This window comes from Streptomyces sp. NPDC059009 (genome assembly GCF_042740175.1).
In the GTDB taxonomy this organism is placed as follows: domain Bacteria; phylum Actinomycetota; class Actinomycetes; order Streptomycetales; family Streptomycetaceae; genus Streptomyces.
Genome location: NZ_JBHYJB010000030.1, coordinates 12,860 through 36,257, shown reverse-complemented (window position 1 = coordinate 36,257; position 23,398 = coordinate 12,860). Strand labels below are relative to the sequence as shown.

Annotated in this window: 23 protein-coding genes, 1 tRNA gene and 1 riboswitch; of the genes, 9 read left to right on the top strand and 15 right to left on the bottom strand. The window is 69.9% G+C overall.

Annotated elements, in window-relative coordinates; translation table 11 throughout:
* Positions 1–8 precede the first annotated feature (8 nt).
* Positions 9–1,043 carry a hypothetical protein gene (locus tag ACFWYM_RS27515; RefSeq protein ID WP_384842749.1) on the top strand — a complete coding sequence of 345 codons (1,035 nt, stop codon included), beginning with the start codon at positions 9–11 and terminating at the stop codon, positions 1,041–1,043.
* Positions 1,044–1,208: 165 nt separating this feature from the next.
* On the top strand, positions 1,209–1,517 hold the full coding sequence (locus tag ACFWYM_RS27510) for a hypothetical protein (protein ID WP_384842746.1): 309 nt from the start codon (positions 1,209–1,211) through the stop codon (positions 1,515–1,517).
* Positions 1,518–1,521: 4 nt separating this feature from the next.
* Here the strand turns inward: ACFWYM_RS27510 and ACFWYM_RS27505 are convergent, their stop codons facing one another.
* The 4 genes from ACFWYM_RS27505 to ACFWYM_RS27490 all read right to left on the bottom strand — a co-directional run bounded on the left by ACFWYM_RS27505 (position 1,522) and on the right by ACFWYM_RS27490 (position 6,427).
* Entirely contained in the window at positions 1,522–2,133 is a 612-nt protein-coding gene (locus tag ACFWYM_RS27505) for a Uma2 family endonuclease (RefSeq protein WP_384842743.1), read from the bottom strand.
* Between the two features lie 107 nt (positions 2,134–2,240).
* The gene (locus tag ACFWYM_RS27500) at positions 2,241–3,215 is read right to left on the bottom strand and encodes a GlxA family transcriptional regulator (RefSeq protein WP_384842740.1); all 975 of its coding nucleotides are present in this window, start codon (positions 3,213–3,215) and stop codon (positions 2,241–2,243) included.
* A gap of 45 nt (positions 3,216–3,260) precedes the next feature.
* Entirely contained in the window at positions 3,261–4,841 is a 1,581-nt protein-coding gene (locus ACFWYM_RS27495) for an MFS transporter (RefSeq protein ID WP_384842737.1), read from the bottom strand.
* A gap of 98 nt (positions 4,842–4,939) precedes the next feature.
* Positions 4,940–6,427, bottom strand: coding sequence for a DUF445 domain-containing protein (locus ACFWYM_RS27490; protein ID WP_384842734.1), 1,488 nt, complete (start codon positions 6,425–6,427; stop codon positions 4,940–4,942).
* Between the two features lie 239 nt (positions 6,428–6,666).
* Between ACFWYM_RS27490 and ACFWYM_RS27485 the strand changes: the two genes are divergently transcribed.
* On the top strand, positions 6,667–7,986 hold the full coding sequence (locus tag ACFWYM_RS27485) for an SGNH/GDSL hydrolase family protein (protein ID WP_384843089.1): 1,320 nt from the start codon (positions 6,667–6,669) through the stop codon (positions 7,984–7,986).
* 90 nt (positions 7,987–8,076) lie between these two features.
* On the opposite strand, the gene ACFWYM_RS27480 is transcribed toward ACFWYM_RS27485, so the two are convergent.
* Genes ACFWYM_RS27480 through ACFWYM_RS27465 form a run of 4 tightly spaced genes read right to left on the bottom strand, consistent with a single transcriptional unit; the run spans position 8,077 to position 11,506 of the window.
* The gene (locus tag ACFWYM_RS27480; protein WP_384842732.1) at positions 8,077–8,895 is read right to left on the bottom strand and encodes a DUF1707 domain-containing protein; all 819 of its coding nucleotides are present in this window, start codon (positions 8,893–8,895) and stop codon (positions 8,077–8,079) included.
* A gap of 9 nt (positions 8,896–8,904) precedes the next feature.
* Positions 8,905–9,870 (bottom strand): ATP-binding cassette domain-containing protein, encoded by a 966-nt coding sequence (locus ACFWYM_RS27475; RefSeq protein WP_384842729.1) that lies wholly within the window; start codon positions 9,868–9,870, stop codon positions 8,905–8,907.
* Between the two features lie 6 nt (positions 9,871–9,876).
* Positions 9,877–10,641: an ABC transporter permease gene (locus ACFWYM_RS27470; protein ID WP_384843086.1), complete on the bottom strand. Its 765-nt coding sequence runs from the start codon at positions 10,639–10,641 to the stop codon at positions 9,877–9,879.
* Between the two features lie 49 nt (positions 10,642–10,690).
* Positions 10,691–11,506: an ABC transporter permease gene (locus ACFWYM_RS27465; protein WP_384842726.1), complete on the bottom strand. Its 816-nt coding sequence runs from the start codon at positions 11,504–11,506 to the stop codon at positions 10,691–10,693.
* A gap of 226 nt (positions 11,507–11,732) precedes the next feature.
* Here ACFWYM_RS27465 and ACFWYM_RS27460 point away from each other — a divergent pair, with 226 nt between their 5' ends.
* Complete coding sequence (locus ACFWYM_RS27460) at positions 11,733–14,183, top strand: transglycosylase domain-containing protein (protein WP_384842723.1); 2,451 nt, start codon at positions 11,733–11,735, stop codon at positions 14,181–14,183.
* Positions 14,184–14,187: 4 nt separating this feature from the next.
* On the opposite strand, the gene ACFWYM_RS27455 is transcribed toward ACFWYM_RS27460, so the two are convergent.
* The 3 genes from ACFWYM_RS27455 to ACFWYM_RS27445 form a co-directional block, all read right to left on the bottom strand.
* Entirely contained in the window at positions 14,188–14,508 is a 321-nt protein-coding gene (locus tag ACFWYM_RS27455; RefSeq protein WP_384842721.1) for a DMT family transporter, read from the bottom strand.
* Positions 14,509–14,538: 30 nt separating this feature from the next.
* Positions 14,539–14,602, bottom strand: a riboswitch (guanidine-III (ykkC-III) riboswitch).
* Positions 14,603–14,667: 65 nt separating this feature from the next.
* Positions 14,668–14,970, bottom strand: a complete 303-nt coding sequence (locus ACFWYM_RS27450; RefSeq protein WP_384843083.1) for a GroES family chaperonin — start codon at positions 14,968–14,970, stop codon at positions 14,668–14,670.
* Positions 14,971–15,084: 114 nt separating this feature from the next.
* Positions 15,085–15,432: a DUF3618 domain-containing protein gene (locus ACFWYM_RS27445; RefSeq protein ID WP_384842719.1), complete on the bottom strand. Its 348-nt coding sequence runs from the start codon at positions 15,430–15,432 to the stop codon at positions 15,085–15,087.
* A 176-nt stretch (positions 15,433–15,608) separates the two neighbouring features.
* Between ACFWYM_RS27445 and bcp the strand changes: the two genes are divergently transcribed.
* From bcp to ACFWYM_RS27430, 3 genes are all read left to right on the top strand, one after another.
* Entirely contained in the window at positions 15,609–16,076 is a 468-nt protein-coding gene (gene bcp / locus ACFWYM_RS27440; protein ID WP_384842716.1) for a thioredoxin-dependent thiol peroxidase, read from the top strand.
* A gap of 111 nt (positions 16,077–16,187) precedes the next feature.
* Positions 16,188–17,687, top strand: coding sequence for a glycine betaine/L-proline transporter ProP (gene proP, locus ACFWYM_RS27435; RefSeq protein ID WP_384842713.1), 1,500 nt, complete (start codon positions 16,188–16,190; stop codon positions 17,685–17,687).
* A 61-nt stretch (positions 17,688–17,748) separates the two neighbouring features.
* Positions 17,749–17,832 (top strand) — tRNA-Leu (locus ACFWYM_RS27430).
* A gap of 104 nt (positions 17,833–17,936) precedes the next feature.
* On the opposite strand, the gene rdgB is transcribed toward ACFWYM_RS27430, so the two are convergent.
* The 4 genes from rdgB to ACFWYM_RS27410 form a co-directional block, all read right to left on the bottom strand.
* Positions 17,937–18,542 (bottom strand): RdgB/HAM1 family non-canonical purine NTP pyrophosphatase, encoded by a 606-nt coding sequence (gene rdgB / locus ACFWYM_RS27425; RefSeq protein WP_384842709.1) that lies wholly within the window; start codon positions 18,540–18,542, stop codon positions 17,937–17,939.
* Positions 18,543–18,623: 81 nt separating this feature from the next.
* Positions 18,624–19,016, bottom strand: a complete 393-nt coding sequence (locus ACFWYM_RS27420) for a hypothetical protein (protein ID WP_384842706.1) — start codon at positions 19,014–19,016, stop codon at positions 18,624–18,626.
* Positions 19,017–19,148: 132 nt separating this feature from the next.
* Complete coding sequence (rph, locus tag ACFWYM_RS27415) at positions 19,149–19,889, bottom strand: ribonuclease PH (protein WP_384842703.1); 741 nt, start codon at positions 19,887–19,889, stop codon at positions 19,149–19,151.
* A 135-nt stretch (positions 19,890–20,024) separates the two neighbouring features.
* Positions 20,025–20,258, bottom strand: a complete 234-nt coding sequence (locus tag ACFWYM_RS27410; protein ID WP_384842700.1) for a glucose PTS transporter subunit EIIB — start codon at positions 20,256–20,258, stop codon at positions 20,025–20,027.
* A 222-nt stretch (positions 20,259–20,480) separates the two neighbouring features.
* Here ACFWYM_RS27410 and ACFWYM_RS27405 point away from each other — a divergent pair, with 222 nt between their 5' ends.
* Complete coding sequence (locus ACFWYM_RS27405) at positions 20,481–21,794, top strand: PTS transporter subunit EIIC (protein WP_384842697.1); 1,314 nt, start codon at positions 20,481–20,483, stop codon at positions 21,792–21,794.
* A gap of 253 nt (positions 21,795–22,047) precedes the next feature.
* Positions 22,048–23,313 (top strand): PTS transporter subunit EIIC, encoded by a 1,266-nt coding sequence (locus ACFWYM_RS27400; RefSeq protein WP_384842694.1) that lies wholly within the window; start codon positions 22,048–22,050, stop codon positions 23,311–23,313.
* Positions 23,314–23,398: the final 85 nt, after the last annotated feature.

Below are 23,398 nucleotides of genomic sequence, written 5' to 3'. Positions count from 1 at the left end.
CTCAACTCATGACGACGCCCACGTCCGGGTTTCGGCCCGGTGACATCCTCACGCGCGCACAGATCCACCCCGTACTCGGCGGCAGCGGCTACGCCGGTATCTGTCCTGCAGTCGAGAAGCGGAACGTCCTCGTCTTCTCCGACAGCAAGGTTGGCGAGCGCTACGGATATCGCGACGGCTGGCTTGCCGAGGACGACGACCTGGGTCCCATATTCACCTATACCGGAGCTGGGAAGCGGGGGGATCAGACCTTCGATGGCGCCCAGGGAGGCGGAAATACCGCAATCCTGGAGCATTCCCGCAAGAGACGCACCTTGCACGTGTTCGTCGCCGTGGGAAAACTCCCCGGTAGCGACACTCGGACGCACAGATATATAGGCGAATTCAGCCTAGATAAACGCAATCCGTTTGAAATCGGTGCAGCAAGGGACGAACTGGGTGATACTCGCAACGTCATTGTGTTTAGGCTGCGCCCCATCGGCCCATACATCCGGGAGGCTTCCGACACCCTTCAACTGGCACCTGCTTCCAGGGGTCGGTTCAACCGGACTGGCGGCCGCCTCAGCCGGGCACTCCGACGCCAGCGACGCCAACGTCAGCCGCAGGTCGATGTCGATCAAGTCATGGCCGCCCGCGACGACTTGGCGGACTCCTTCGAGGACCAGGAAGTTGCATCTGGGGAGAGCATCGGTCAGCTTGAGTTGTCGATGCGAAACTCGTCATCTCACCTCATGTTCGAGCTTTACAACCAGACGAACAACACCGTGTACGAGCCGACCGGCAGCGCAGCAAGCGAGTCGATCACTCAGGCTCTTGCTCAACTCCTGCACGCAAGACGCTATTTGATGAGCCTCGACCACGATCAGCCGCTCAACCTGATGGTGCTGGCTCCAGAGCTTCCTCGCGAGGATCTCCGTGAGCTCCTTGCCGAACACGGGATTGGCATCGTGTATCAGAACGAGAGCGGCGGTTTCTCCGAGTTCGAAGGCAGCACCAGCACTCCTCGTGGACTCCGCTGCTTGGATTGCCCCCTGCCCGCCTAGCAGCAACCAGCCTTCAGCAAGCGGTGACTCCCCGTGCAGCTGCCGGAGCTGGCGGTCTCCGCACGGGCGCAGTCACCGGACACGAGGGGCCCGCAGCAAAGCCTCCACCACCCCGCGTTAACCTCACCCCAAGACACAGACAAACCAATCAAAGGCGGGGCAACCATGGCCAAGGTTCCGGCAAGCGCAGCAGTAGCCGTGAGCGGACTCGTCGGGGGGTACGCCACCGCCCGGTTCACCAAGAAGCGGCCGCTCGGCGGCGCCGTCCTCGCCGTCGCCGGGGCCGCCGCCGCGCAGCAGTGGCGGGCCAAGGCCGGGGTGAAGACCGCCGCCGCGCTCAGCGTCGCGTACGTCGGCGCGTTCGGGGCCTCGCACCCGCTGGCCAAGAAGGTCGGGGCCTGGCCCGCCGTGTTCGGGGTCGCCGGGGCCGTGGCCGCCGCGTCGTACGTACTGGTCGACCGGCGCTCCGCCTAGTGAGCTAGTCAGCCTCACCCGTGGTCGAGGGGCTTCCCGCGCCGCGTCGCGGGGTGAGCCCGTCGAGATCGACAGTGATCTCGAACGGCACGGGGCGCTTGAGGGCGCCCCGGAAAATCCCCGCGGGTGCGTAGACGCCCGTCGGTGCGTCGAGCTCGTAGACGTGGACCACAGGTGTGCCGTCCTCATCCTCGATGCACCAGTAGTGCGGGATGCCCGCCTCGGCGTACTTCCGAAGCTTCACCGTGCGGTCGCGGTGCGCCGACTCGGGCGAGACGACCTCGACGACGAGCCGCACGTCCTCCGGGGCGAACCACGTGCGGTCGGCGTCGTAGGCCGCCGTCGTCACCAGCAGGTCCGGCTCCGGTCGGTTACGGGCGTCAAGGCGGACCGTCATTTCCCGCTCCACCTCGAACCCTGACGGGGCCTGCGCCATGAGGAGGGTGGTGAGGCCGGTGACGACGCGGCTGTGCCACGACCGCTGATGCGGGATCGCGAAGACGAGGGCTCCATTGATGAGCTCGGTGTGGCGAGGCGCCTCAGGAAGGAGGTCCAGGTCCTCCGCAAACCAGCCCTCCGCACGCGGCGGGTGCGCCCAGTTGGGCATTGCGGTCATGCCGCGACGGTAGCGATTCCGGCGAGCCAGGACCACGGATCTTGGACATCGCCCACGCCAGCCCAGCACGCCCAGCACACATCAGGCACCGCCCGAGGCGAGCCACCTCACCGCCCCCTGAACGTCGCCCGATAAGCCCCCGGCGCCACCCCCACCCCCGCCACGAAGTGCACCCTCAGCGACGTCCCCGTCCCGAAGCCCGCCTCCGCCGCCACCCGGTCCACGGTGTAGTCCGTCCCCTCCAACAACTCCCGAGCCCGCTCCACCCTCCGCTGCGTCAGCCACTGCATCGGGGTCAGGCCCGTCTCCTCGCGGAAGCGGCGGCTGAACGTGCGCGTGCTCATCGCGGCGCGCTCCGCCATCTCTCCGAGAGTCAGCCTCTCCCCGAGCCGCGCCAGCGCCCACTCCCTCGCCGCGCCCGTCGACGTCAAGTCGTGCTCCGGCAGCGGGCGTTGGATGTACTGGGACTGGCCGCCCTCCCTGTGCGGAGGGACCACCATCCGGCGCGCCACGTCCGCCGCCACCGTCGCGCCGAAGTCCGTGCGGATCAGGTGCAGGCACAGGTCCACCCCTGACGCCTCGCCCGCCGAGGTCAGGACGGCGCCCTCGTCCACGTACAGCACGTCCGCGTCCACCGTCACCGAGGGGAACGTCCGTGCCAGCAGGTCCGACGCGAGCCAGTGCGTCGTCGCACGGCGGCCGTCCAGGAGGCCCGCCGCCGCGAGCACGAACGCGCCCGTGCAGATGGAGGCGATACGGGTACCAGGGCGGTCGGCGGCGTCGGCCAGTGCCGTCCGCAGGTCCGCGGCCAGGCCGCCGGGCACCAGTCCCTCGTCCTCCTCGTGCGACGCCGGGACCAGCACCGTGTCCGCCCAGGACAGGGCCTCGGGGCCGTACGGAGCCCGGATCGGGAAGTCCGCGTCCGTACGGACCTCCCGGGGGCCCGGTATCGCACAGGTCCGCAATTCGTAGAGCCGATCGCCCTTCCCGCCACGCGCGGTGCCGAGCAACTGGTGCACCAGGCCGAGCTCCATGGGCAGGACGCCGTCCCGCACCAGGACCGCCACCCGATGAGTTTCCATGGCGGGATCCTCGCATGGGGCTGAACGGGCGCGGCGACGACGGGGTCAGCCCGTCGCCCCCGTTGCCCCCGTCGCCCCCGTTGCTCCCGGCGTCGCTGGCCCCGTCGGCCCCGTCGGCCCCGTCGGCCCCGTCGGCCTCGCCGCCGACAACGGCGTCGCGATGTCCTCCAGCGAGCGCCCCTCCGCCCGTACCGCGAACGCCGCCGCCACCAGGCCCGCCGCGCACATCAGACCCGCGCCGATCTGGAACGCGAGGACCGTGTCGCCGACGACGCCCGACTCGGTCAGGTCGGCGAAGATCAGCGGACCGCTGATGCCACCGGCCGCCGTGCCGATCGCGTAGAAGAAGGCGATCGCCATGGCGCGCGTCTCCATCGGGAAGATCTCGGAGACCGTGAGGTACGCACTGCTCGCGCCCGCCGACGCGAAGAAGAGGACCACGCACCAACAGGCCGTCATCGTCGTCGCGTTGAGGGAACCGCGGTCGAAGAGCCAGGCCGTGCCGAACAGGAGGGCGCCCGACACGAGATACGTCGACGAGATCATCACCCGTCGGCCCACCGTGTCGAACAGCTTGCCCAGGAACAGCGGGCCCAGGAAGTTGCCCGCCGCGATCACGGCGAAGTAGTAGCCCGTGTGGTCCGAGGCCACGTCGAAGAAGGTCGTGAGGATGGAGCCGAAGCCGAAGGTGATCGCGTTGTAGAGGAACGCCTGGCCGATGAAGAGGGACAGGCCGAGGACCGCCCGCTTGGGGTAGTCCCGGAACACCGTCTTCGCGATGAGACCGAATCCGATGCTCTTGCGCTGGTGGATCGTGATCTCACGGTCGGGGGGCGGGAGTTGCCTGCCCTTCTCCCGCTCGATCTCCTGCTCCACCGACGCGACCAGTTCCTCCGCCTCCTCGCCGCGGCCGTGGATGAACTGCCAGCGCGGGCTCTCCGGCACGTGCCGGCGGACGAGGAGGATCACCAGGCCGAGTACGACGCCGAGGGCGAAGGTGAGGCGCCAGCCGATGTCCGCGGGGAAGATGTCCGTGTTGAGCATGACCACGGACAGGAGTGAGCCGCCGATCGCGCCCAGCCAGTAGCTGCCGTTGATGATCAGGTCGACGCGGCCCCGGTACTGGGAGGGGATCAGCTCGTCGATCGCGGAGTTGATGGCCGCGTACTCACCGCCGATACCGAAGCCCGTGAGGAAGCGGAAGAGGAAGAACCACCAGGCGTCGAAGGAGAGCGCGGTGAGGGCCGTCGCGCCGAGATAGACCGCCAGCGTGACCATGAAGAGCTTCTTGCGGCCGTAGCGGTCGGTGAGCCAGCCGAAGAAGAGGGCGCCGGTGCAGGCGCCTGCCACGTACAGCGCCGCGCCGATGCCCGTGATCTGCGCGGCAGTGATGTCCAGGCCGCTGTCCGGCTCGGCCAGGCGGCTGGCGATGTTGCCGACGGTGGTGACCTCCAGGCCGTCCAGAATCCAGACGGTGCCCAGACCGATCACGATCATCCAGTGCCAGCGGGACCAGGGCAGCCGGTCCAGGCGCGCGGGCACGGCGGTGGTGACGGTGGTGTCGGGCCCGGGGGCCGCGGCCTGCGGCTGCCGCGACGGCGGGGTCGGAGACGGCGAGGCGCTCATGCTGCCCAGAGTGCCCCCGAACGCCCCTTTCACGCGCGATGGGACCCACCGCCGGTCAGGCAACCAGTTGCCAGGCCCCCAGGGCTAAGCCCCCAGCGCTAAGCCCCCAGCGCCCGCGAAACCGCATAAATGACCAACCCCGCCAACGACCCCACCACCGTGCCGTTGATCCGGATGAACTGCAGGTCGCGGCCGATGTGCGCCTCGATCTTGCGCGACGTGTGCTCCGCGTCCCAGCTCGCGACCGTGTCCGAGATCAGGGACGTGATCTCGCTGCGGTACGTGGTGACCACGTACACCGCCGCGCCCTCCACCCAGCCGTCCACCTTCTCCCGCAGCCGGGCGTCCGTCGCCATCCGCTGACCCAGCGAGAGCAGCGACGCCCGTACGCGCAGGCGCAGTTCGCTGCGCTCGTCCTCCGCCGCCGCCACGATCATCTGGCGCACCGCCGACCAGGCGGAGGCGATCAGGTCCTGGACCTCGCCCCGGCCGAGGACCTCCCGCTTGAGGCGCTCCACGCGCGCCCGCGTGTCCGTGTCCGACTGGAGGTCGGTGGCGAAGTCCGCGAGGAAGTTGTCGAGGGCGCCGCGCGCGGGGTGGGCGGGCATGTCCCGCATCTCCGTGACGAAGCGGAGGAGTTCCTTGTAGACGCGCTCGCCCACCCTCTTGTCCACGAAGCGAGGGGTCCAGCCGGGGGCTCCCCCCTGCACCGCGTCCATCACCGAGTCGCTGTGCGCCACCAGCCAGTCGTGGGCGCGCACGCAGACCAGGTCCACGACCCGCTTGTGGCCGCCGTCCGCGACGACCTTCTCCAGCATCTTGCCGAGGCCCGGCGCGATCTCCTGGGCGTCGGCGCGGCGCGTGATGGCCTCGCCGACGACGGCCTGCACGTCCGAGTCGCGCAGGACGGTCAGGGCGCCGCGCAGCGCCGTGGCCAGTTCGGCGGTGACGCGGTCCGCGTGGGCCGGTTCCGCGAGCCACGCGCCCAGGCGGCCGCCGATTCCCACGGCCCGCAGCCGGTCCCGTACGACCTCCGACGACAGGAAGTTCTCGCCTACGAAGTCGCCCAGGGACGCGCCCAGTTGGTCCTTCTTGTTGGGGATGATGGCCGTGTGCGGGATGGGGATGCCGAGGGGGTGGCGGAAGAGCGCCGTCACCGCGAACCAGTCGGCGAGCGCGCCCACCATGCCCGCCTCGGCGGCCGCCGCGACATAGCCCGCCCAGGCTCCGGCGCCGGAGTTCTGCGCCCACTTCGCGAGGACGTAGACGACCGCGACGAAGAGCAGCAGGCCCGTCGCGGTGAGCTTCATGCGGCGGACGCCGCGGCGCTTCTCCTCGTCGGCGGGGGTGTACGCCATGGGGGAGGAGGGGCGGCGCGCCCCAGGACCTGCCCCTGCACCGGCCCCAGACCCCGCGCCTGCCCCCTTACCCGCCCCGGCCCCCGCCCCTGCGCCATTCGTGGACCCGGCTGCTCCGAACGAGGCTCCGCTTGCGGACCGGTCGGCGTGGGCATGCTGCCCACTGTCCGGCCCACTGCCCGGCTCACCGTCCGGTTCGGTCACTTCCGGCCCATTTACGCGTTCCATCCCAGTCCACCGGCCCGTTCGCCCCGTCGGTCTCCGCGCACGTATCGATCCTCTGTATCGATCCTCATACGCATTGTCTCTTCCTGAGCGACTCCTGGAACGGACGACAAGTTCCCGGCGTCTGAGGAGTCGGAGGGGGGCAGTGTCGGCCGCCTCACGGCCCATGACGCATCATGGGGTGATCACATAGGAGCCCCGCAGGCTCCCCCTGCCCAAGGAGACACAGCCGCATGACCAGCATGACCAGGCGTCACGGTTATGCAGTCCTCGCCGCGGTTCTCGCGGTGATAGTGGTGATTTCCGCCGCCATATACGTCGGCGTCTCACGCACCGACGACGGCCAGGACACCCTCAGCTCCGGCCCCCGCACCCCGCGCAACTCCGCGAACCCCGCCTCCGCGGGCACCTGGGTCGGCACCTGGTCCGCCTCGCCCGCCGGGGCCGAGCCGGGCACCGCGCGCAAGGGCCTCGCCGGCCGCTCCGTGCGCAACGTGATGCACACCAGCGTCGGCGGCGACGGCGCCCGCATCACCCTGTCGAACCTGTACGGGCGCACGCCGCTCAGCATCACCCACGCCTCCATCGCCCTCGCCGCCGCGGCCAACGACCCCTCGGCGGCCCCGGGCACGCTGCGCCGGCTCACCTTCAACGGCAATACGTCGGTCGTGATCCCGCCCGGCCAGCAGGTGCTCAGCGACGCGGCCCGGCTGCAGGTGCCGAGCGACGCGGACCTGCTCGTCACCACGTTCTCGCCCACCGCGTCGGGCCCCGTCACCTACCACCCGCACGCCCGCCAGGTCAGCTACGTGGCCGCCGGGGACCGCACGGAGGACGTGACCGGGGCGGCCTACCGCCAGCAGAGCCCGTACTGGCGCTACTTGACCGCGGTGGACGTCCTCACGCACGAGACGAACGGCACCGTGGTGGTCATCGGTGACTCGCTCACCGACGGCATCACCTCCACGATGGGCGCCAACAGCCGCTGGACCGACGTCCTCGCCGACCGGCTGCGCACCGAGTCCGGGGCGCCCCGCTACGGCGTGGCCAACCAGGGCATCAGCGGCAACCGCATCCTGTCCGACGGCAACGGCTCGCCCGCGGACAACCCCAGCGGCCTGTCCCGCTTCGACCGCGACGTGCTCGGCCGCACGGGCGTGAAGGCCGTCGTCATCGCGCTCGGCGTCAACGACATCCTGCGCAACCCGCACCAGAACGACCCGGACCGCATCGTCGAGGGCCTGCGCGAGCTGACCCGGCAGGCGCACACGCGCGGGCTCCGGGTCATCGGCGCGACGCTCATGCCGTTCCAGGGGCACCGGGGGTACGAGCCCGGCCTGGAGGCCGTGCGCCAGGCGGTGAACGCGGAGATCCGCGGGGGCAACGTCTTCGACGAGGCCGTGGACTTCGACAAGGCCCTGCGGGACCCGTACAACCCGCGCAAGCTGCGCAGCCGCTACGACTCCGGTGACCATCTGCACCCGAGCGACGCGGGCTACGAGCGGATGGCGCAGACGTTCAACCTGGCCCAGCTGAGGGGTTCGGCGGCCGCCGAACTGTAGTCATAGCCCGTCCGGCGTTTGAGGACGAGGCCGTTCAGGCCGATCGGGGGTCCAGGGGCGAAGCCCCGGGAGGGCGCCCCACCCAGGACATCAGCGATCCCGGCGCCGCTCCAAACGCCGCTCCAAACGCTCCTCGTGGCGCAGCCGGTGCTCCTCCGCCCGGTCCCAGTGGGCGGCCCGGCGCGCATCGCGCCGGTCCAGGCGGTCCTGGCGGCGCTCCTCCCGCAGGCGCTGCCGCTCGATGCGCCGCATCTTCCGGTCGACGCCGATGCCGCCCATCAGGGCGAGGCCCTTGATGACCACGCGCGGTGAGCCGGGCGTGCCCTCGCCCGTCGCATGGTCGTCGAAGCCGCCCATGATGCCGATGCCGCGGACCGAGACCTGGAGGTCGGGCGGCACGACGACCTGGATGCCGCCCATGATCGTGAAGAGCCGGATCTCCACGTCGCGGTCCGCGAACCGGGCCTCGCGCAGGTCGATCTCACCGCCGCCCCACATCGTGAACGCCGTGAACGTCCGGCCGATCTTCCACTGGCCCTTGCGGCCGAAGCCGCCCCAGAAGGCGAAGCCCCAGGTCGAGGACGCCTCGCCGCCGACCACCCGCTCGTCCCAGTCGATGGCGACCGGGTCGGCCGAACCGCCGCCCGCCGCCGGGTGCTTGACCATGTCGACCTTCGGCACCGGAGCCGGGGCCGGGGCTCCGGGGCCGGGCAGGTCGCGGGTGATGGGCGCCAGCTCGCCGTACGTACGCGCCTTGTACGTGGCGTCCAGGCGCTCCTCGAACTCCGTCATGTCGAGGCGGCCCTCGGCCAGGGCGTCACGGAGCTGTTCGGCGACGCGCTCGCGGTCGGCGTCGGAGGCCCGCAGATCGGCGGCGCTCAGATCGGCGGGCTCGGGGAGTTCGGTCATACGAGCAGCCTACGAGGTCGCCTGCTCCGCGTACATCTTGGCGATGACGTCCTCGATGTCCGGCTCGCGCACGGAGAGGTCGACCAGCGGGTACTCGGCGGCGATCCGCGCGACCAGCGGCGCCGCCGAGCCGCCCGCCGGGAAGGCCAGCCACTGCCGGGGCCCCTCGACCTTCACGACACGCGCCGACTCGACCCGGACGGGCGGCAGTTCGCGCTCCAGGTCCACGATGAGGGTGCGCTCGCTCTCGCCCACCTCGTGCAGGCCCGCGAGCGCCCCGTCGTACATGAGGCGGCCGTGGTCGATGACCATGACGCGCTTGCAGAGCTGCTCGATGTCGGTGAGGTCGTGGGTGGTGAGGAGGACCGTCGTGCCGGACTCGGCGTTCAAGTCCCGCAGGAATCCCCGCACTTTGGCCTTGCTGATGACGTCGAGGCCGATCGTGGGCTCGTCCAGGTAGAGCACCTCCGGGTCGTGCAGGAGGGCCGCCGCGATGTCGCCGCGCATGCGCTGGCCGAGGGAGAGCTGGCGCACGGGGACATCCAACAGGGCGCCCAGTTCGAGGAGTTCGATGCAACGGTCGAGGTTGCTGCGGAAGCGGTCGTCGGGGATCCGGTACATGCGGTGCATCAGGCGGTACGAGTCGATCAGCGGCAGGTCCCACCAGAGCGTGGTGCGCTGGCCGAAGACGACGCCGATGCGGCGGGCCAGCCTCGTGCGCTCGCGCGAGGGGTCGATGCCCGCGACGCGCAGACGGCCGCCGCTCGGGGTCAGGATGCCCGTCAGCATCTTGATCGTCGTCGACTTGCCCGCGCCGTTGGGCCCGATGTAGCCGACCATCTCGCCGCGCGGCACCGTGAAGGAGATCCCGTCGACGGCGCGCACCTCGTGCCGCTCCCGGCGCAGGAAGCCGGTCTTCTTGCGGACGTCGAAGACCTTCTCGACGCCGTCGAGCTCAATGAGGTCTGTTTCCACGGCAGTTCAGCTCCCTGTGCTGCGGTACGAACGGAGGCCGGTGCGCCAGGCGAGGCCCGCGAGGCCGACGCAGACGGCGGCCACCAGCGGGGGCGTGAACGCCACCCACTGCGGCAGGTCCAGCGGGTAGGGCCGCCCCAGCACGTACAGCGCGGGCACCCAGTTGACGAAGGCGAGGGGCAGCACGAAGGTGACGCCGCGCACCAGGTCCTTGGCGAAGACGGTCGGCGGGTACTGGAGAAGGGTGGTGCCGCCGTACGTGAAGGCGTTCTGCACCTGGGAGGCGTCCTGCGCCACGAACTGGAAGGCGCCGCCCGCCACGAACACGGACCCGAAGATCGCGGCGCCGCAGAGCAGCATCAGCGGGATCATCAGGACCTTCAGCGGGGTCCAGCCGACGTCCAGGACCACGAGCGCGTACGCGAGGACGAGCGCGCCCTGCGCGAGGCGCCCGAGCCGGTGCAGCCCGAAGCGGTCGGCGGCGACCTGCGCGATCACCGGGGCGGGCCGCACCAGGAGCGTGTCGAGCGTGCCGTCACGCACCCGCCGCCCCAGCCGGTCCATGGAGCCCATCACGAGGTCCGCGAAGCCGAACGCGGTGCACGAGACGCCGTACAGGAAGGCGATCTCGGGCAGCCCGTAGCCGCCGAGCCGGTCCACCTGGGAGAACATCAGCAGGATCGCCACGAAGTCGAACGCGGTCACCGCGAAGTTGCCGAGCAGGGTCATCGCGAAGGACACGCGGTAGGCCATGAGGGAGCGGATCCACATGGCGGAGATCAGCCGGTAGGCGCGCAGCCCGTCCCGTACGTGGGCGAGGTCAGCCACCCTGGACCACCACCCGTCGCGTGGCCGCGGTCTGCAGCAGCCGCCCGGCCAGGAGCAGCGCCGCCGCCCAGCCGAGCTGGAAGGCGTACGTCCACAGCAGGTCCGTGCCCGTGTGCGTGCCGAGGAGGACGTCGGCGGGCACCTGGAGCTGCGCGGACCAGGGCAGCGCGCGGGCGAACTCGCCGAGGGCGCCCGGGAAGACGTTCAGCGGGAGCACCATGCCCGAGAAGAACGTGCCCGCGAGCATGGCCAGTTGGGTCATGCCCGCGCCGTCCAGCATCCAGAACGCGGAGAGCGCCACCAGATAGCGGATCCCGAAGCTGACCACCGCGCCGAGCACGACGGACACCAGGAACGCCAGCCAGCGCAGCGGGTCCGCGGGCAGCGCGAGCTCGAAGACGAGGGCGCCGAAGAGCATGGGCAGGGCGCCCCGGCCGAGCAGCTGGAACGCGCCCCGGCCGAGGTCGGTCGCCAGCCACCAGGTCTGCAGGTCGGCCGGCCGGTACAGGTCGATCGCGATGTCCCCGGTGCGGATGCGCTCGATCAGCTCGCCCTCGAAGCCGCCGCCCATCAGCGCCATCACGGCGAGCAGCGCCTGCCCCAGCCACACGAAGGTGACGGCCTGCGCCTGGTCGTAGCCCCCGAGGTGCGGCCGCTCGTCCCAGAGCGCGATGTAGGTGTAGGCGAGGATCAGGCCGAAGACGGTGTTGGTGAAGACTCCGGCGGCGGTGGCGGTGCGGTAGGTGGCGTAGCGGCGGAAGCCGCTTCTGGCGACGGCCGAGTAAAGACGGAACCGGCCTGTCCTCACGAAGTGTCCCTTCCCTGGTCGAAAGCGTTCTCAGGCCAAAGAGCACAAAACGCAGGAGCCTAGTCCGATCCGGGTGGCCGTTGCCACGCAATTTCGGCGCCCGGCGCGTGCCTGGCGCACCGCGACTCGTACGACGGTGTGCAATGGGTCGGACAGGGCGTACACAGGGCGTACTGGATGTACTGGGCGTACTGGACGTAGGACGCGAACGGGAGTTCCGCAGGACATGAGCGACGAGCCGCAGCAGCAGGGGGCCGCAGGACACGAGGGCTGGGCGCCCCGGGAGCCGGCGGACACCCCCGCGGACTCCGCCGCAGGCGCGCCCGCGGGTGAAGGCGGCAAGGGCGGCAAGGGCAAGAAGCCCAAGCGGCCCAAGCGGAAGGGGTGGCGGCGGCTCGTCCCGACCTGGCGGATGGTGCTCGGCACCTTCATCTTCGTGATCCTGCTGTGCGTCGGCGGCTTCTTCGCGGGCTACGCGCTCGTCGACATCCCCCCGGCCAACGCGGCCGCCACCGCCCAGTCCAACGTCTACCTGTACGCGGACGGCACCCAGCTCGCCCGCGACGGCAAGGTCAACCGCGAGAACGTCCCGCTGTCGAAGATCCCCAAGGACATGCAGCACGCGGCGCTCGCGGCGGAGGACCGCGACTTCTACAGCGAGTCCGCGATCGACCCGAAGGCGATGATCCGCGCCGCCTGGAACACCCTCACCGGCAAGGGCAAGCAGTCCGGCTCCACCATCACCCAGCAGTTCGTGAAGAACTACTACCTGGGCCAGGAGCAGACGGTCACCCGCAAGGTGAAGGAGTTCTTCATCGCGATCAAGCTGGACCGCGAGGTGAGCAAGGACGACATCCTCGCGGGCTATCTCAACACCAGCTTCTTCGGGCGCAACGCGTACGGGGTGCAGGCCGCGGCCCAGGCGTACTACGGCGAGGACGTGGAGGACCTGGACGCGGCGAAGAGCGCCTACCTGGCGACGCTGCTCAACTCCCCCAACGCGTACGACGTGGCGACCCACCCGGAGAACAAGCAGCGCGCCCTCGGCCGCTGGAACTACGTCCTGGACGGGATGGTCAAGGAGGGCTGGCTGAGCGCCGCCGACCGCAAGGGCATGAAGTTCCCCGTCCCGAAGGAGCCCAAGGGCACGGCCGATCTGTCGGGGCAGCGCGGCTATCTCGTGCACGCCGTCGAGGACTATCTGACGAGCAACAAGATCGTCGACGAGGACACCCTCGACAAGGGCGGCTACCGCATCACCACGACCATCCAGAAGAACCGTCAGGACGCCTTCGTGAAGGCCGTGGACCAGCAGGTGATGGACCAGCTCGACAAGAAGGCCCGCAAGATCGACCGGAACGTGCGGGTGGGCGGGGCCTCCATCGACCCGGACAGCAGCAAGGTCGTCGCGCTGTACGGCGGCATCGACTACACGAAGCAGTACGTGAGCAACGCGACCCGCCGCGACTTCCAAGTGGGCTCCACCTTCAAGCCGTTCGTCTTCACCTCGGCGGTGCAGCACGGCTCGACCACGCAGGACGGCCGCACCATCACCCCGAACACGATCTACAACGGCAACAACAAGCGCCCGGTGCAGGGCTGGAGCGGCGGCAGCTACGCCCCCGCCAACGAGGACGACCGCTCCTACGGCGACATCACCGTCCGCGAGGCCACCGACAAGTCCGTCAACGCGGTCTACGCCCAGATGGCCGTCGACGTGGGCTCCGACAAGGTGAAGAACACCGCCGTCGACCTCGGCATCCCCTCCACCACCCCGGACCTGACCGCCACCCCCTCCATCGCCCTTGGCCCGGCCACCGCCTCCGTCCTCGACATGACCGAGGCGTACGCGACGCTCGCGAACCACGGCAAGCACGGCACGTACACCCTGGTCGAGAAGGTCACCAAGGACGGCGAGGACGTCGACCTGCCGGACGACACCACGAAGCAGGCCGTCAGCCGCGAGGCCGCCGACACCACCACGTCGATCCTGCAGTCCGTCGTCGAGGGCGGCACCGGCACGGCGGCGCAGGGCGCGGGCCGCCCGGCGGCGGGCAAGACCGGCACCGCCGAGGAGGACAAGGCGGCCTGGTTCGCGGGCTACACCCCGGACCTCGCGACGGTCGTGGCCGTGATGGGCGCCGACCCCGACACGGCGGTGCAGACCCCGCTGTACGGAGCGCTCGGCCAGCCCCGCATCAACGGCGGGGCCTACCCGGCGCGCATCTGGGCCCAGTTCACCAAGGCGGCGCTGACCGGCACCCCGGCCCGCGACTTCGACCTGGAGCTGGAGCCGGGCGCGAGCGAGCCGGTGACGCCGACCGAACCGGTCGAGCCGACCGGGCCCGAGGACCCGGAGACCGGCGGGGCCACGACCGGCGGCGACACCGAGGGCCAGGACCAGGGGCAGACGCAGGGCCAGACCACCGGGCAGACCCAGGGCGGCCAGACGCAGGGCGGCCAGACCCAGGGCCAGGACGAGGGCCAGACCCAGGGTCAGACGGCCGGGCAGACCGCGGGGCAGACCGACGGGGGCGCCACGGACGGGGGCGCCACCGACGGCGGCGCGGACCAGGGCGGGACCGACGGCGGCGGGACCACGGACACAGGCGGCGGGCTGCTCGGGGGCGCGGTCCAGAACCGGGACGCGACGCCGAACGCCCGCCGCTCGCCGTAGCGGGTCAGTGCCCCGAGGTCGCCTTGAGCCCCACGACGGCGACCAGGAGCAGGGCCACGAAGAAGATCCGGGCGGCGGTCGCGGGCTCACCGAGCACCAGCATGCCGAGCACCGCCGCACCGGCCGCGCCGATGCCGACCCAGACTCCGTAGGCGGTGCCGATGGGGAGGGTCTTCGCGGCGTGCGAGAGGAGCATCATGCTCGCGACGATGCCGAGGCCGGTGAAGACGCTGGGCCACAGCCGCGTGAAGCCTTCGGTGTACTTCATCCCGATCGACCAGCCCACCTCGAGCAGACCGGCGACAACAAGCAGGACCCAGGCCATGACGGCACCTCCGGAATCGTGAACTACGGGGGTGCGTCGTCTTTTCAGGTCCCGGTACGGCGCGTCTCGTCGGGTGTCTCCAAGGTAGCAAACACCATGCGAAAGGGCTGGTGACGGTGGTCACCAGCCCTTTCGTACGGGTACTGCGGGTCGCGCGTCCTACAGGTAGAGGCCGGTCGAGTCCTCGGAGCCCTCGAACCGGTCGGCCGCCACCGCGTGGATGTCACGCTCGCGCATCAGGACGTACGCGACGCCCCGGACCTCGACCTCGGCCCGGTCCTCCGGGTCGTACAGGACGCGGTCGCCCGGCTCCACGGTCCGTACGTTCTGGCCGACCGCCACCACCGCGGCCCACGCCAGGCGCCGTCCGACGGCCGCCGTGGCGGGGATCAGGATGCCGCCGCCCGAACGCCGCTCGCCCTCGGCGGTGTCCTGCCGCACGAGCACACGGTCGTGCAGCATGCGGATGGGCAGCTTGTCGTCATGGGACCCGTGTCCCTGGCTGTTGGCGCTCACGCCTCGAACCTACCTGCCGCGACCGCGCCCGTACGCCGCCGGGTCGAAGCCGATTCCGGCTCAGCCCTTGCGGCGCCGCGAGCCGACCGCGAGCAGGCCCACGACCCCGACCACCACGAGCGCGACCGGCACGATGCGCTCCAGGCGCGGGGCGCCGTCCTCGGAGACCAGCTGGGAGCGCACGTCGGAGACGAAGCGGTTGGCCCCCACATAGGCGCGGCCCAGGGAGTTGTCGACGCTGGAGACGAACTTCGCCTTCGCGTCGCCGACGATCGTCTTCGGGTGCACCCGCACACCGATCTCGTCGAGGGTCTCGGCGAGCGCGTCCCGGCGGCGCCTGATGTCCGCCTCGATCTCCGCCGGGGTCCGGGCGTCCGGCTTGTTCGCCGCCTCTGACGTGTCCGACACCGCGCTGCCTCCGTGGTCCGTGGCCGTTTCCGTACCAGTTGCGAGTCTGTGGGCGACAGTCTGTCAGCTCCGCGCGTCCCGCACCCCACGGCACCCCCATTACGCTCGTCAGCGTCACTGCGCCCCCAAGCTCTTGAAGAGCCGAGGGGACACCCTTCGCGAGGAGACCGAGAGACATGAGCGAGCGACTCACGCCCGGCGACACCGCCCCCGCCTTCACCCTGCCCGACGCCGACGGCAACGAGATCTCGCTGGCCGACCACAAGGGCCGCAAGGTCATCGTGTACTTCTACCCGGCCGCCCTCACCCCCGGCTGCACCAAGCAGGCGTGCGACTTCACGGACAACCTCGACCTGCTCGCCCAGGCCGGGTACGACGTCATCGGCGTCTCGCCCGACAAGCCGGAGAAGCTCGCGAAGTTCCGCGAGAAGGAGAGCCTGAAGGTCACGCTGGTCGGCGACCCGTCGAAGGAGACCCTGGAGGCGTACGGCGCCTTCGGCGAGAAGAAGCTCTACGGCAAGACGGTGACGGGCGTCATCCGTTCGACGGTCGTCGTGGACGAGGCGGGCAAGGTCGAGCACGCCTTCTACAACGTGAAGGCGACCGGCCACGTGGCCAAGATCATCAAGGATCTCGGCATCTGACCGGCATCTGATCGGCATCCGAGCCGCCGCAGGCCCCTCACCGAATGTGACGAAGCCCCCCTCTTGGGGGGCTTTCGTTTGCTCTCGCACGTACTGAGCAAGTGATCCTTCATGGCTGCCGAGAACGAACCGACCCCTACCGATCCCCAAGCGATCAAGCGCCACCGCGCGCTCTTCCGAGCCGTCAGACGCCGCAGGAATCCCCCGCTGCGCCGGACCGACATCACCGTCACCGACGAAGCGGCGGTCAAGCGGGCGGTCAAGGCGGCCTCGCTCGGGAACGCCATGGAGTGGTTCGACTTCGGCATCTACTCCTATCTCGCGGTCACGATCGGCCATGTCTTCTTCCCGTCAGGGAACGACACGGTCCAGCTGATCTCGTCGTTCGCGACGTTCGCCGTCTCGTTCCTGGTCCGGCCACTCGGCGGCATGGTCTTCGGCCCGATGGGCGACAAGATCGGCCGCAAGAAGGTCCTGGCGATGACCATGATCATGATGGCGGTCGGCACGTTCGCCATCGGCCTGATCCCCTCGTACGACTCGATCGGCTTCTGGGCCCCGGCCCTGCTGATCCTCTTCCGCCTGGTCCAGGGCTTCTCCACGGGCGGTGAGTACGGCGGGGCGTCCACCTTCATCGCCGAGTACGCGCCCGACAAGCGCCGCGGCTTCTTCGGCAGCTTCCTGGAGTTCGGCACGCTCGCCGGATATGTGGGCGCGGCCGGCCTGGTCGTGATCCTCACGGGGTGGCTCGGCAGCGACGGCATGGAGTCCTGGGGCTGGCGCGTGCCGTTCCTGGTCGCCGGGCCCATCGGACTCGTCGGTCTCTATCTGCGGCTCAGGCTGGACGAGACGCCTGCCTTCCAGAAGCTGGAGGACGAGTCCGCGCACAAGGCGAGCGACGCCGCCTCGACGGTGGAGGCGACGGCCACGGGCGACCTGGCCAAGATCTTCCGCGACTACTGGCCGACGCTGATCCTCTGCATCTGCCTGGTCGGCGCGTACAACATCACGGACTACATGCTCCTGTCGTACATGCCGACGTACCTGTCCGACGAGATGGGCTACAAGGAGTCCCACGGCCTGCTGATCCTCATCGGGACGATGGTCGTCCTGATGTGCGTCATCAACCAGGTCGGCAGGCTCTCGGACCGCTTCGGCCGCAAGCCGCTCCTGATGGCGGGCATGCTCGGCTTCTTCTTCTTGTCCATCCCGTCGTTCCTGCTGGTCAAGAACGGCGCGCTGTGGGCCGTCTCGCTCGGCATGCTGATGCTCGGGTTCTCCCTGGTCTGCATGCTCGGCACGATGTCGGCGGCGCTGCCCGCGCTCTTCCCGACCCAGGTCCGCTACGGCTCCCTGTCGGTCGGCTACAACCTCTCGGCCTCGCTCTTCGGCGGCACGACCCCGCTGGTGATCACGGCCCTGATCTCCGTGACGGGCACCGACATGATGCCCGCGTACTACGCGATGGCCGCGTCCCTCATCGGCGTGATCGCGGTCGCCTGCATGAAGGAGACGGCCCAGCAGCCGCTCGCCGGTTCGCCGCCGTCGGTCGAGACGAAGGAAGAGGCGGCGGAGCTGGTCGAGTCCCAGGCCAACGTCCCGAAGTTCTGAGTCCCGAAGTTCTGACGGCCCGCCCGGCGACCAGGTGCGGTCCCTTACGATGGGGCCGCACGCGGCCGTGGTGGAACTGGCAGTCACGCTGGGTTTAGGTCCCAGTGGGGTAACTCCCGTGAGGGTTCGAGTCCCTCCGGCCGCACGAGGCCCGCGCCCGCGCCCCGGTAAGGGGCGCGGGGAACTGCGCGAGGACGGACCGCGGTCCGCAGCCGCGAACGGACGGCAACCACCCGAGCTGGAAGGCGCTTACGCCACCAGCTCGCGCAGCACCGGCACGAGGGCCCGAAATGCCTTGCCCCGGTGGGAGATCGCGTTCTTCTCGTCGGCGCTGAGCTCGGCGCAGGTGCGGATCTCGCCCTCGGGCTGCAGGATCGGGTCGTAGCCGAAGCCGCCCGACCCGGCGGGCCCGTGCCGCAGGACGCCGCGCAACTGGCCTTCCACGACCCGCTCCGTGCCGTCGGGCAGCGCGAGGGCGGCCGCGCAGGCGAAGTGGGCCCCGCGGTGGGCGTCTTCGGCGATGTCGGAGAGCTGGGCGAGCAGCAGGTTCAGGTTGGCGGTGTCGTCGCCGTGGCGGCCCGCCCAGCGCGCCGAGAAGATGCCGGGGGCGCCGCCGAGCACGTCGACGCAGAGGCCCGAGTCGTCGGCGACGGCCGGCAGCCCGGTGGCCTGGGCCAGGGCGTGCGCCTTGAGGAGGGCGTTCTCGGCGAAGGTGACGCCGGTCTCCTTGACGTCGGGGATCTCGGGGTAGGCGTCCGCGCCGACGAGGTCGTGGGGCAGACCTGCGGCGGCGAGGATCGCCCTGAGCTCGGTGATCTTGCCTGCGTTACGGGTGGCGAGGATGAGGCGGGTCATTCCTCAAGTATCGGCCCCGGACGGCACCGGCCCCCGACGGGCCCGCCTCTGCGGCGTGCGGGCCCACAGGATGTACGGGGTTTACGGCGTGCAGGCTTTGGTGACCTTGCCGCCCGCGTCCACGACGGGGCTGAGATCGGGGGTCTTGTCGCCGCCGTCGACCGACCGCTCGACGTTGTCCACGGCCTTCTTCATCTGGTCGACGGCGTCGCGGATGTCCTGGTCGTCGTTCTTGTCGCGGATCTCGTCGAGGTCCGACCGGATGTTGTCGAAGGACTTGTCGGCCTTCTCCGGGTAGAGCGCCGCCTCCTGGGCGGCCTTGCGCAGGGCGTCGACACTGTCGGAGACCGCGTCGGCGGCGCGGACGCAGTCCACCGCCTCCTGCGGGTCGCAGGCGGCGAGGCCGAGCGCGGCCGGGACGACGAGCAGAGTGGTGGTGACGGCGACGGCGATGCGTCGGTGGCGCGCGGACATGGGCGGAGTCCCTCCCCGTGTGCGGGCGGGCGCGCGGCCTGGCCCGCGCGCCCGTCGTACTCGTTACAACGCCCTCAGACTGCCTGACGGTTGACCGCGCGCCCGTTCAACTGTCCACGCAGAGCGTGGAATTCAGCCGTCCTGGACCGTCGCCTGAAGCGCCTGCCGCTGCAGCGCGGCGAGTTCCTCGCAGCCGCCGGTGGCCAGGTCGAGCAGCGCGCCCAGCTCCTTGCGGTCGAAGGGCTCGGCCTCCGCGGTGCCCTGCACCTCGACGAAGCGGCCGTCGCCGGTGCACACGACGTTCATGTCGGTGTCGGCGCGCACGTCCTCCTCGTAGCAGAGGTCCAGGAGCGGGACGCCGCCGACGATGCCGACGGAGACGGCCGAGACGGTGCCGGTGAGCGGCTTGCGCCCGGCCTTGATCAGCTTCTTGCCCTGGGCCCAGGAGACGGCGTCGGCGAGGGCGACGTACGCGCCGGTGATCGCCGCCGTGCGCGTACCGCCGTCGGCCTGGAGGACGTCGCAGTCGAGGACGATGGTGTTCTCGCCGAGCGCCTTGTAGTCGATGACGGCGCGCAGGCTGCGGCCGATGAGGCGGGAGATCTCGTGCGTGCGGCCGCCGATCTTGCCGCGCACGGACTCGCGGTCGCCACGGGTGTTGGTGGAGCGCGGCAGCATCGAGTACTCGGCGGTGACCCAGCCCTCTCCGCTGCCCTTGCGCCAGCGTGGGACGCCCTCGGTCACGGAGGCGGTGCAGAAGACCTTGGTGTCGCCGAAGGAGATGAGGACGGAGCCCTCGGCGTGCTTGCTCCAGCCGCGTTCGATGGTGACCGGGCGGAGCTGTTCGGGGGTGCGGCCGTCAATTCGAGACATGGCAACGACCCTATCCGGTACGGGAGGGGGCCCCACCCGTGAATGTGTACGGGAGGGGGCCCGCCCGGGACCGCGTACGCGCGTGGGCCCCGCTCCGGTGTCCGGAACGGGGCCCACGGCGGTGAGCTCAGTCGCTCACATCATGTCTTCGATGTCGGCCGCGATCGGGTCCGCGTCCGTGCCGATGACGACCTGGATCGCGGTGCCCATCTTCACGACACCGTGGGCGCCGGCGGCCTTCAGCGCGGCCTCGTCGACCTTGCTCGGGTCGTGGACCTCGGTGCGGAGGCGGGTGATGCAGCCCTCGACCTCATCGATGTTGTCGATGCCGCCGAGCCCGGCAACGATCTTCTCAGCCTTGCTGGCCATGGTGTTTCTCCCTGTTCCTGAAGGATGCGGCCTCGACGCACCGTAGGTCCGCTTTGCCACGGTAACGCACGGTTGGACCATCTTCACGGGCGGTTACGGCACCCGTACCCAATGATGGCGATCAAGGTGACTCCCTGGCGGGGCGTCACCGAGTCAGTTCCGCAACTGGTCTACACCAGTTTGCAACGACTGCCAAACCAGGTGTGTTCCCGGAGGACGCCGATGAGTTCCGACGCCGCGGCCGTGCCGCAGAAGAAGTGGTGGAGCGGGCTGCTCCCCGGACTGCAGAAGATGGGCCGCAGCCTCCAGCTCCCGATCGCCGTGCTCCCCGCAGCGGGCATTCTCAACCGGCTCGGCCAGCCCGATGTCTTCGGCGCCGACGGCCTGGGCTGGACCAACGTCGCCAAGGTCTTCGCGGCGGCGGGGGGTTCGCTCCTCGACTCCTCGCTCGGCCTGCCGCTGCTGTTCTGCATCGGCGTCGCGATCGGCATGGCCAAGAAGGCGGACGGCTCGACGGCGCTCGCCGCGGTCGCGGGCTTCCTCGTGTACTACGCGGTGCTGCGGGCCTTCCCCGACGACTGCCCGGCCGACACGACCTTCAGCGGCGCCGGGATGTGGAGCGGCGTCTGCGTGGCCGAGGACGGGACGGTGGCGCAGGCCGCGTACCAGAATCCAGGGGTCTTCGGCGGCATCATCATGGGCCTGCTCGCCGCCTTCTTCTGGCAGCGCTACCACCGTGTGAAGCTGGTCGACTGGCTCGGCTTCTTCAACGGCCGCCGGCTCGTGCCGATCATCATGGCCTTCGTCGGCCTGGTCTTCGCCGGGATCTGCGTCTGGATCTGGCCGCCCATCGGTGACGCCCTCACCAGCTTCTCCAAGTGGCTCGTGGATCTCGGGTGGCTGGGCTCCGGCATCTTCGGTGTCGCCAACCGCGCGCTGCTCACGATCGGCATGCACCAGTTCCTGAACACCTTCGTCTGGTTCCAGTTCGGCGACTTCACCAAGCCGGACGGCACGGTCGTGCACGGTGACATCAACCGCTTCCTCGCGGGCGACCACACCGCGGGCCAGTTCACCTCGGGCTTCTTCCCGATCATGATGTTCGCGCTGCCCGCCGCGGCCCTCGCGATCACCCACTGCGCCCGCCCCGAGCGTCGCAAGGTCGTCGGCGGCATGATGCTCTCGGTCGGCCTGACCTCGTTCGTCACCGGCATCACCGAGCCGCTCGAGTACTCGTTCCTGTTCATCGCGCCGCTCCTGTACGCGATCCACGCGGTGCTCACCGGTGTCTCGATGGCGGTCACCTGGGCGCTCGGGGTGAAGGACGGCTTCAGCTTCTCCGCGGGACTGATCGACTACGTCATCAACTGGAGCCTCGCGACCAAGCCATGGATGATCATTCCTATTGGCTTGTGCTTCGCGGTCGTCTACTACGTGCTGTTCCGCTTCGCCATCCAGAAGTTCAATCTGCCGACTCCGGGACGTGAACCGGAGGAAGAGGCGGCGGCACTGGACGCGGAGCAGACCAAGGCGTAACCCGCCTCCCGGGAGGCGTTCCCTGCCGTCCCACAAGGCCCTCGGACCTCGGATCCGGGGGCCTTTGGTCTGTCATTTCCAGATATGACCGGCCCCACAGAAATCGTGGGTTCCTTACGTCGCCTTCACCGTGCTACAACAGGTCTACACCACTAATTGGTGTAGACCACGCGGCCTTCTCGCCGCGTCCCCCGGAGACGCCGCCGTCCCCCACTTCCATGTCCAGGCGGCGCCTTGCCCACTGGAGGAAGTTGTGTCCACGGCCAGTGCCGCCCCCGCGGCCGACAAGAAAAAGGGCTCCGGCGTGATGGCTGTTCTGCAGCGCATCGGCCGCAGCCTGATGCTGCCGGTCGCCGTGATGCCGGCCGCCGCGCTGCTGGTGCGTCTCGGCGCCGACGACATGCTCGGGAAGCCGTCCTTCCCGACCTGGATAACGAAGATCGCCGGCTACATGGCGGCCGGCGGCGGCGCGATCATCGACAACATCGCGCTCCTGTTCTGCGTCGGCATCGCGATCGGCTTCGCCAAGAAGTCGGACGGCTCCACCGGTCTCGCGGCCGTCGCGGGCTACCTGGTCTTCCAGAAGGTGCTCGGCACCTTCACCGACAGCAACCTGCCGAAGGTCGACGCGGTCGTCGACGGCAAGATCGTCCACAACGCCGCCCCGGTCAACGCCGGCGTCCTCGGCGGCGTGGTCATGGGCATCGTCGTGGCCCTGCTGTACCAGAAGTTCTACCGGACCAAGCTCCCCGACTGGGCGGGCTTCTTCGGCGGCCGCCGTCTCGTCCCGATCCTGTCGTCCTTCGCGGGCCTGGTCATCGGCATCGTCTTCGGCTTCATCTGGCCGGTCCTCGGCACGGGTCTGCACAACTTCGGTGAGTGGCTGGTCGGTTCGGGCTCCGTCGGCGCCGGCATCTTCGGTGTCGCCAACCGCTCGCTGATCCCGATCGGCATGCACCACCTCCTGAACTCCTTCCCCTGGTGGCAGGCGGGCGACTACAACGGCGCCCACGGCGACATCCCGCGCTTCCTCGCCGGTGACCCGAGCGCCGGACAGTTCATGACCGGCTTCTTCCCGATCATGATGTTCGCCCTCCCGGCGGCCTGCCTCGCGATCACGCACTGCGCCCGCCCCGAGCGCCGCAAGGTCGTCGGCGGCATGATGTTCTCGCTCGCCCTGACCGCGTTCGTCACGGGCATCACCGAGCCCATCGAGTTCACCTTCATGTTCATCGCCCCGGTCCTGTACGCGATCCACGCGGTGCTCACCGGTGTCTCCATGGCCCTCACCTGGGCCCTCGGCATGAAGGACGGCTTCGGCTTCTCGGCCGGCTTCATCGACTACGCGCTGAACTTCACCCGGGCCTCCAACCCGATCGGCCTGGCCGTGGTCGGCCTCTGCTTCGCGGCGGTCTACTACGTGGTCTTCCGCTTCGCGATCACCAAGTGGAACCTCCCGACGCCGGGCCGCGAGTCCGACGAGGAGCTCGCGGAGCTGCAGAAGGCCGAGGCGAAGTAAGCCTCACGGGCCCTTTCCAGAGGACTTAAGCCCCCCGCCGTTGGCACCAACGGCGGGGGGCTTTGTCCTGTTGCACCCCGTACGG

Bases quoted from the DNA above. Each gene is read 5' to 3' on its own strand.
- ACFWYM_RS27515 (WP_384842749.1), top strand. From the start codon at position 9: ATGACGACGCCCACGTCCGGGTTTCGGCCCGGTGACATCCTCACGCGC.
- ACFWYM_RS27510 (WP_384842746.1), top strand. From the start codon at position 1,209: ATGGCCAAGGTTCCGGCAAGCGCAGCAGTAGCCGTGAGCGGACTCGTC.
- ACFWYM_RS27505 (WP_384842743.1), bottom strand. From the start codon at position 2,133: ATGACCGCAATGCCCAACTGGGCGCACCCGCCGCGTGCGGAGGGCTGG.
- ACFWYM_RS27500 (WP_384842740.1), bottom strand. From the start codon at position 3,215: ATGGAAACTCATCGGGTGGCGGTCCTGGTGCGGGACGGCGTCCTGCCC.
- ACFWYM_RS27495 (WP_384842737.1), bottom strand. From the start codon at position 4,841: ATGAGCGCCTCGCCGTCTCCGACCCCGCCGTCGCGGCAGCCGCAGGCC.
- ACFWYM_RS27490 (WP_384842734.1), bottom strand. From the start codon at position 6,427: ATGGAACGCGTAAATGGGCCGGAAGTGACCGAACCGGACGGTGAGCCG.
- ACFWYM_RS27485 (WP_384843089.1), top strand. From the start codon at position 6,667: ATGACCAGGCGTCACGGTTATGCAGTCCTCGCCGCGGTTCTCGCGGTG.
- ACFWYM_RS27480 (WP_384842732.1), bottom strand. From the start codon at position 8,895: ATGACCGAACTCCCCGAGCCCGCCGATCTGAGCGCCGCCGATCTGCGG.
- ACFWYM_RS27470 (WP_384843086.1), bottom strand. From the start codon at position 10,641: ATGTGGATCCGCTCCCTCATGGCCTACCGCGTGTCCTTCGCGATGACC.
- ACFWYM_RS27460 (WP_384842723.1), top strand. From the start codon at position 11,733: ATGAGCGACGAGCCGCAGCAGCAGGGGGCCGCAGGACACGAGGGCTGG.
- ACFWYM_RS27455 (WP_384842721.1), bottom strand. From the start codon at position 14,508: ATGGCCTGGGTCCTGCTTGTTGTCGCCGGTCTGCTCGAGGTGGGCTGG.
- ACFWYM_RS27450 (WP_384843083.1), bottom strand. From the start codon at position 14,970: ATGCTGCACGACCGTGTGCTCGTGCGGCAGGACACCGCCGAGGGCGAG.
- bcp (WP_384842716.1), top strand. From the start codon at position 15,609: ATGAGCGAGCGACTCACGCCCGGCGACACCGCCCCCGCCTTCACCCTG.
- proP (WP_384842713.1), top strand. From the start codon at position 16,188: ATGGCTGCCGAGAACGAACCGACCCCTACCGATCCCCAAGCGATCAAG.
- rdgB (WP_384842709.1), bottom strand. From the start codon at position 18,542: ATGACCCGCCTCATCCTCGCCACCCGTAACGCAGGCAAGATCACCGAG.
- ACFWYM_RS27420 (WP_384842706.1), bottom strand. From the start codon at position 19,016: ATGTCCGCGCGCCACCGACGCATCGCCGTCGCCGTCACCACCACTCTG.
- rph (WP_384842703.1), bottom strand. From the start codon at position 19,889: ATGTCTCGAATTGACGGCCGCACCCCCGAACAGCTCCGCCCGGTCACC.
- ACFWYM_RS27410 (WP_384842700.1), bottom strand. From the start codon at position 20,258: ATGGCCAGCAAGGCTGAGAAGATCGTTGCCGGGCTCGGCGGCATCGAC.
- ACFWYM_RS27405 (WP_384842697.1), top strand. From the start codon at position 20,481: ATGAGTTCCGACGCCGCGGCCGTGCCGCAGAAGAAGTGGTGGAGCGGG.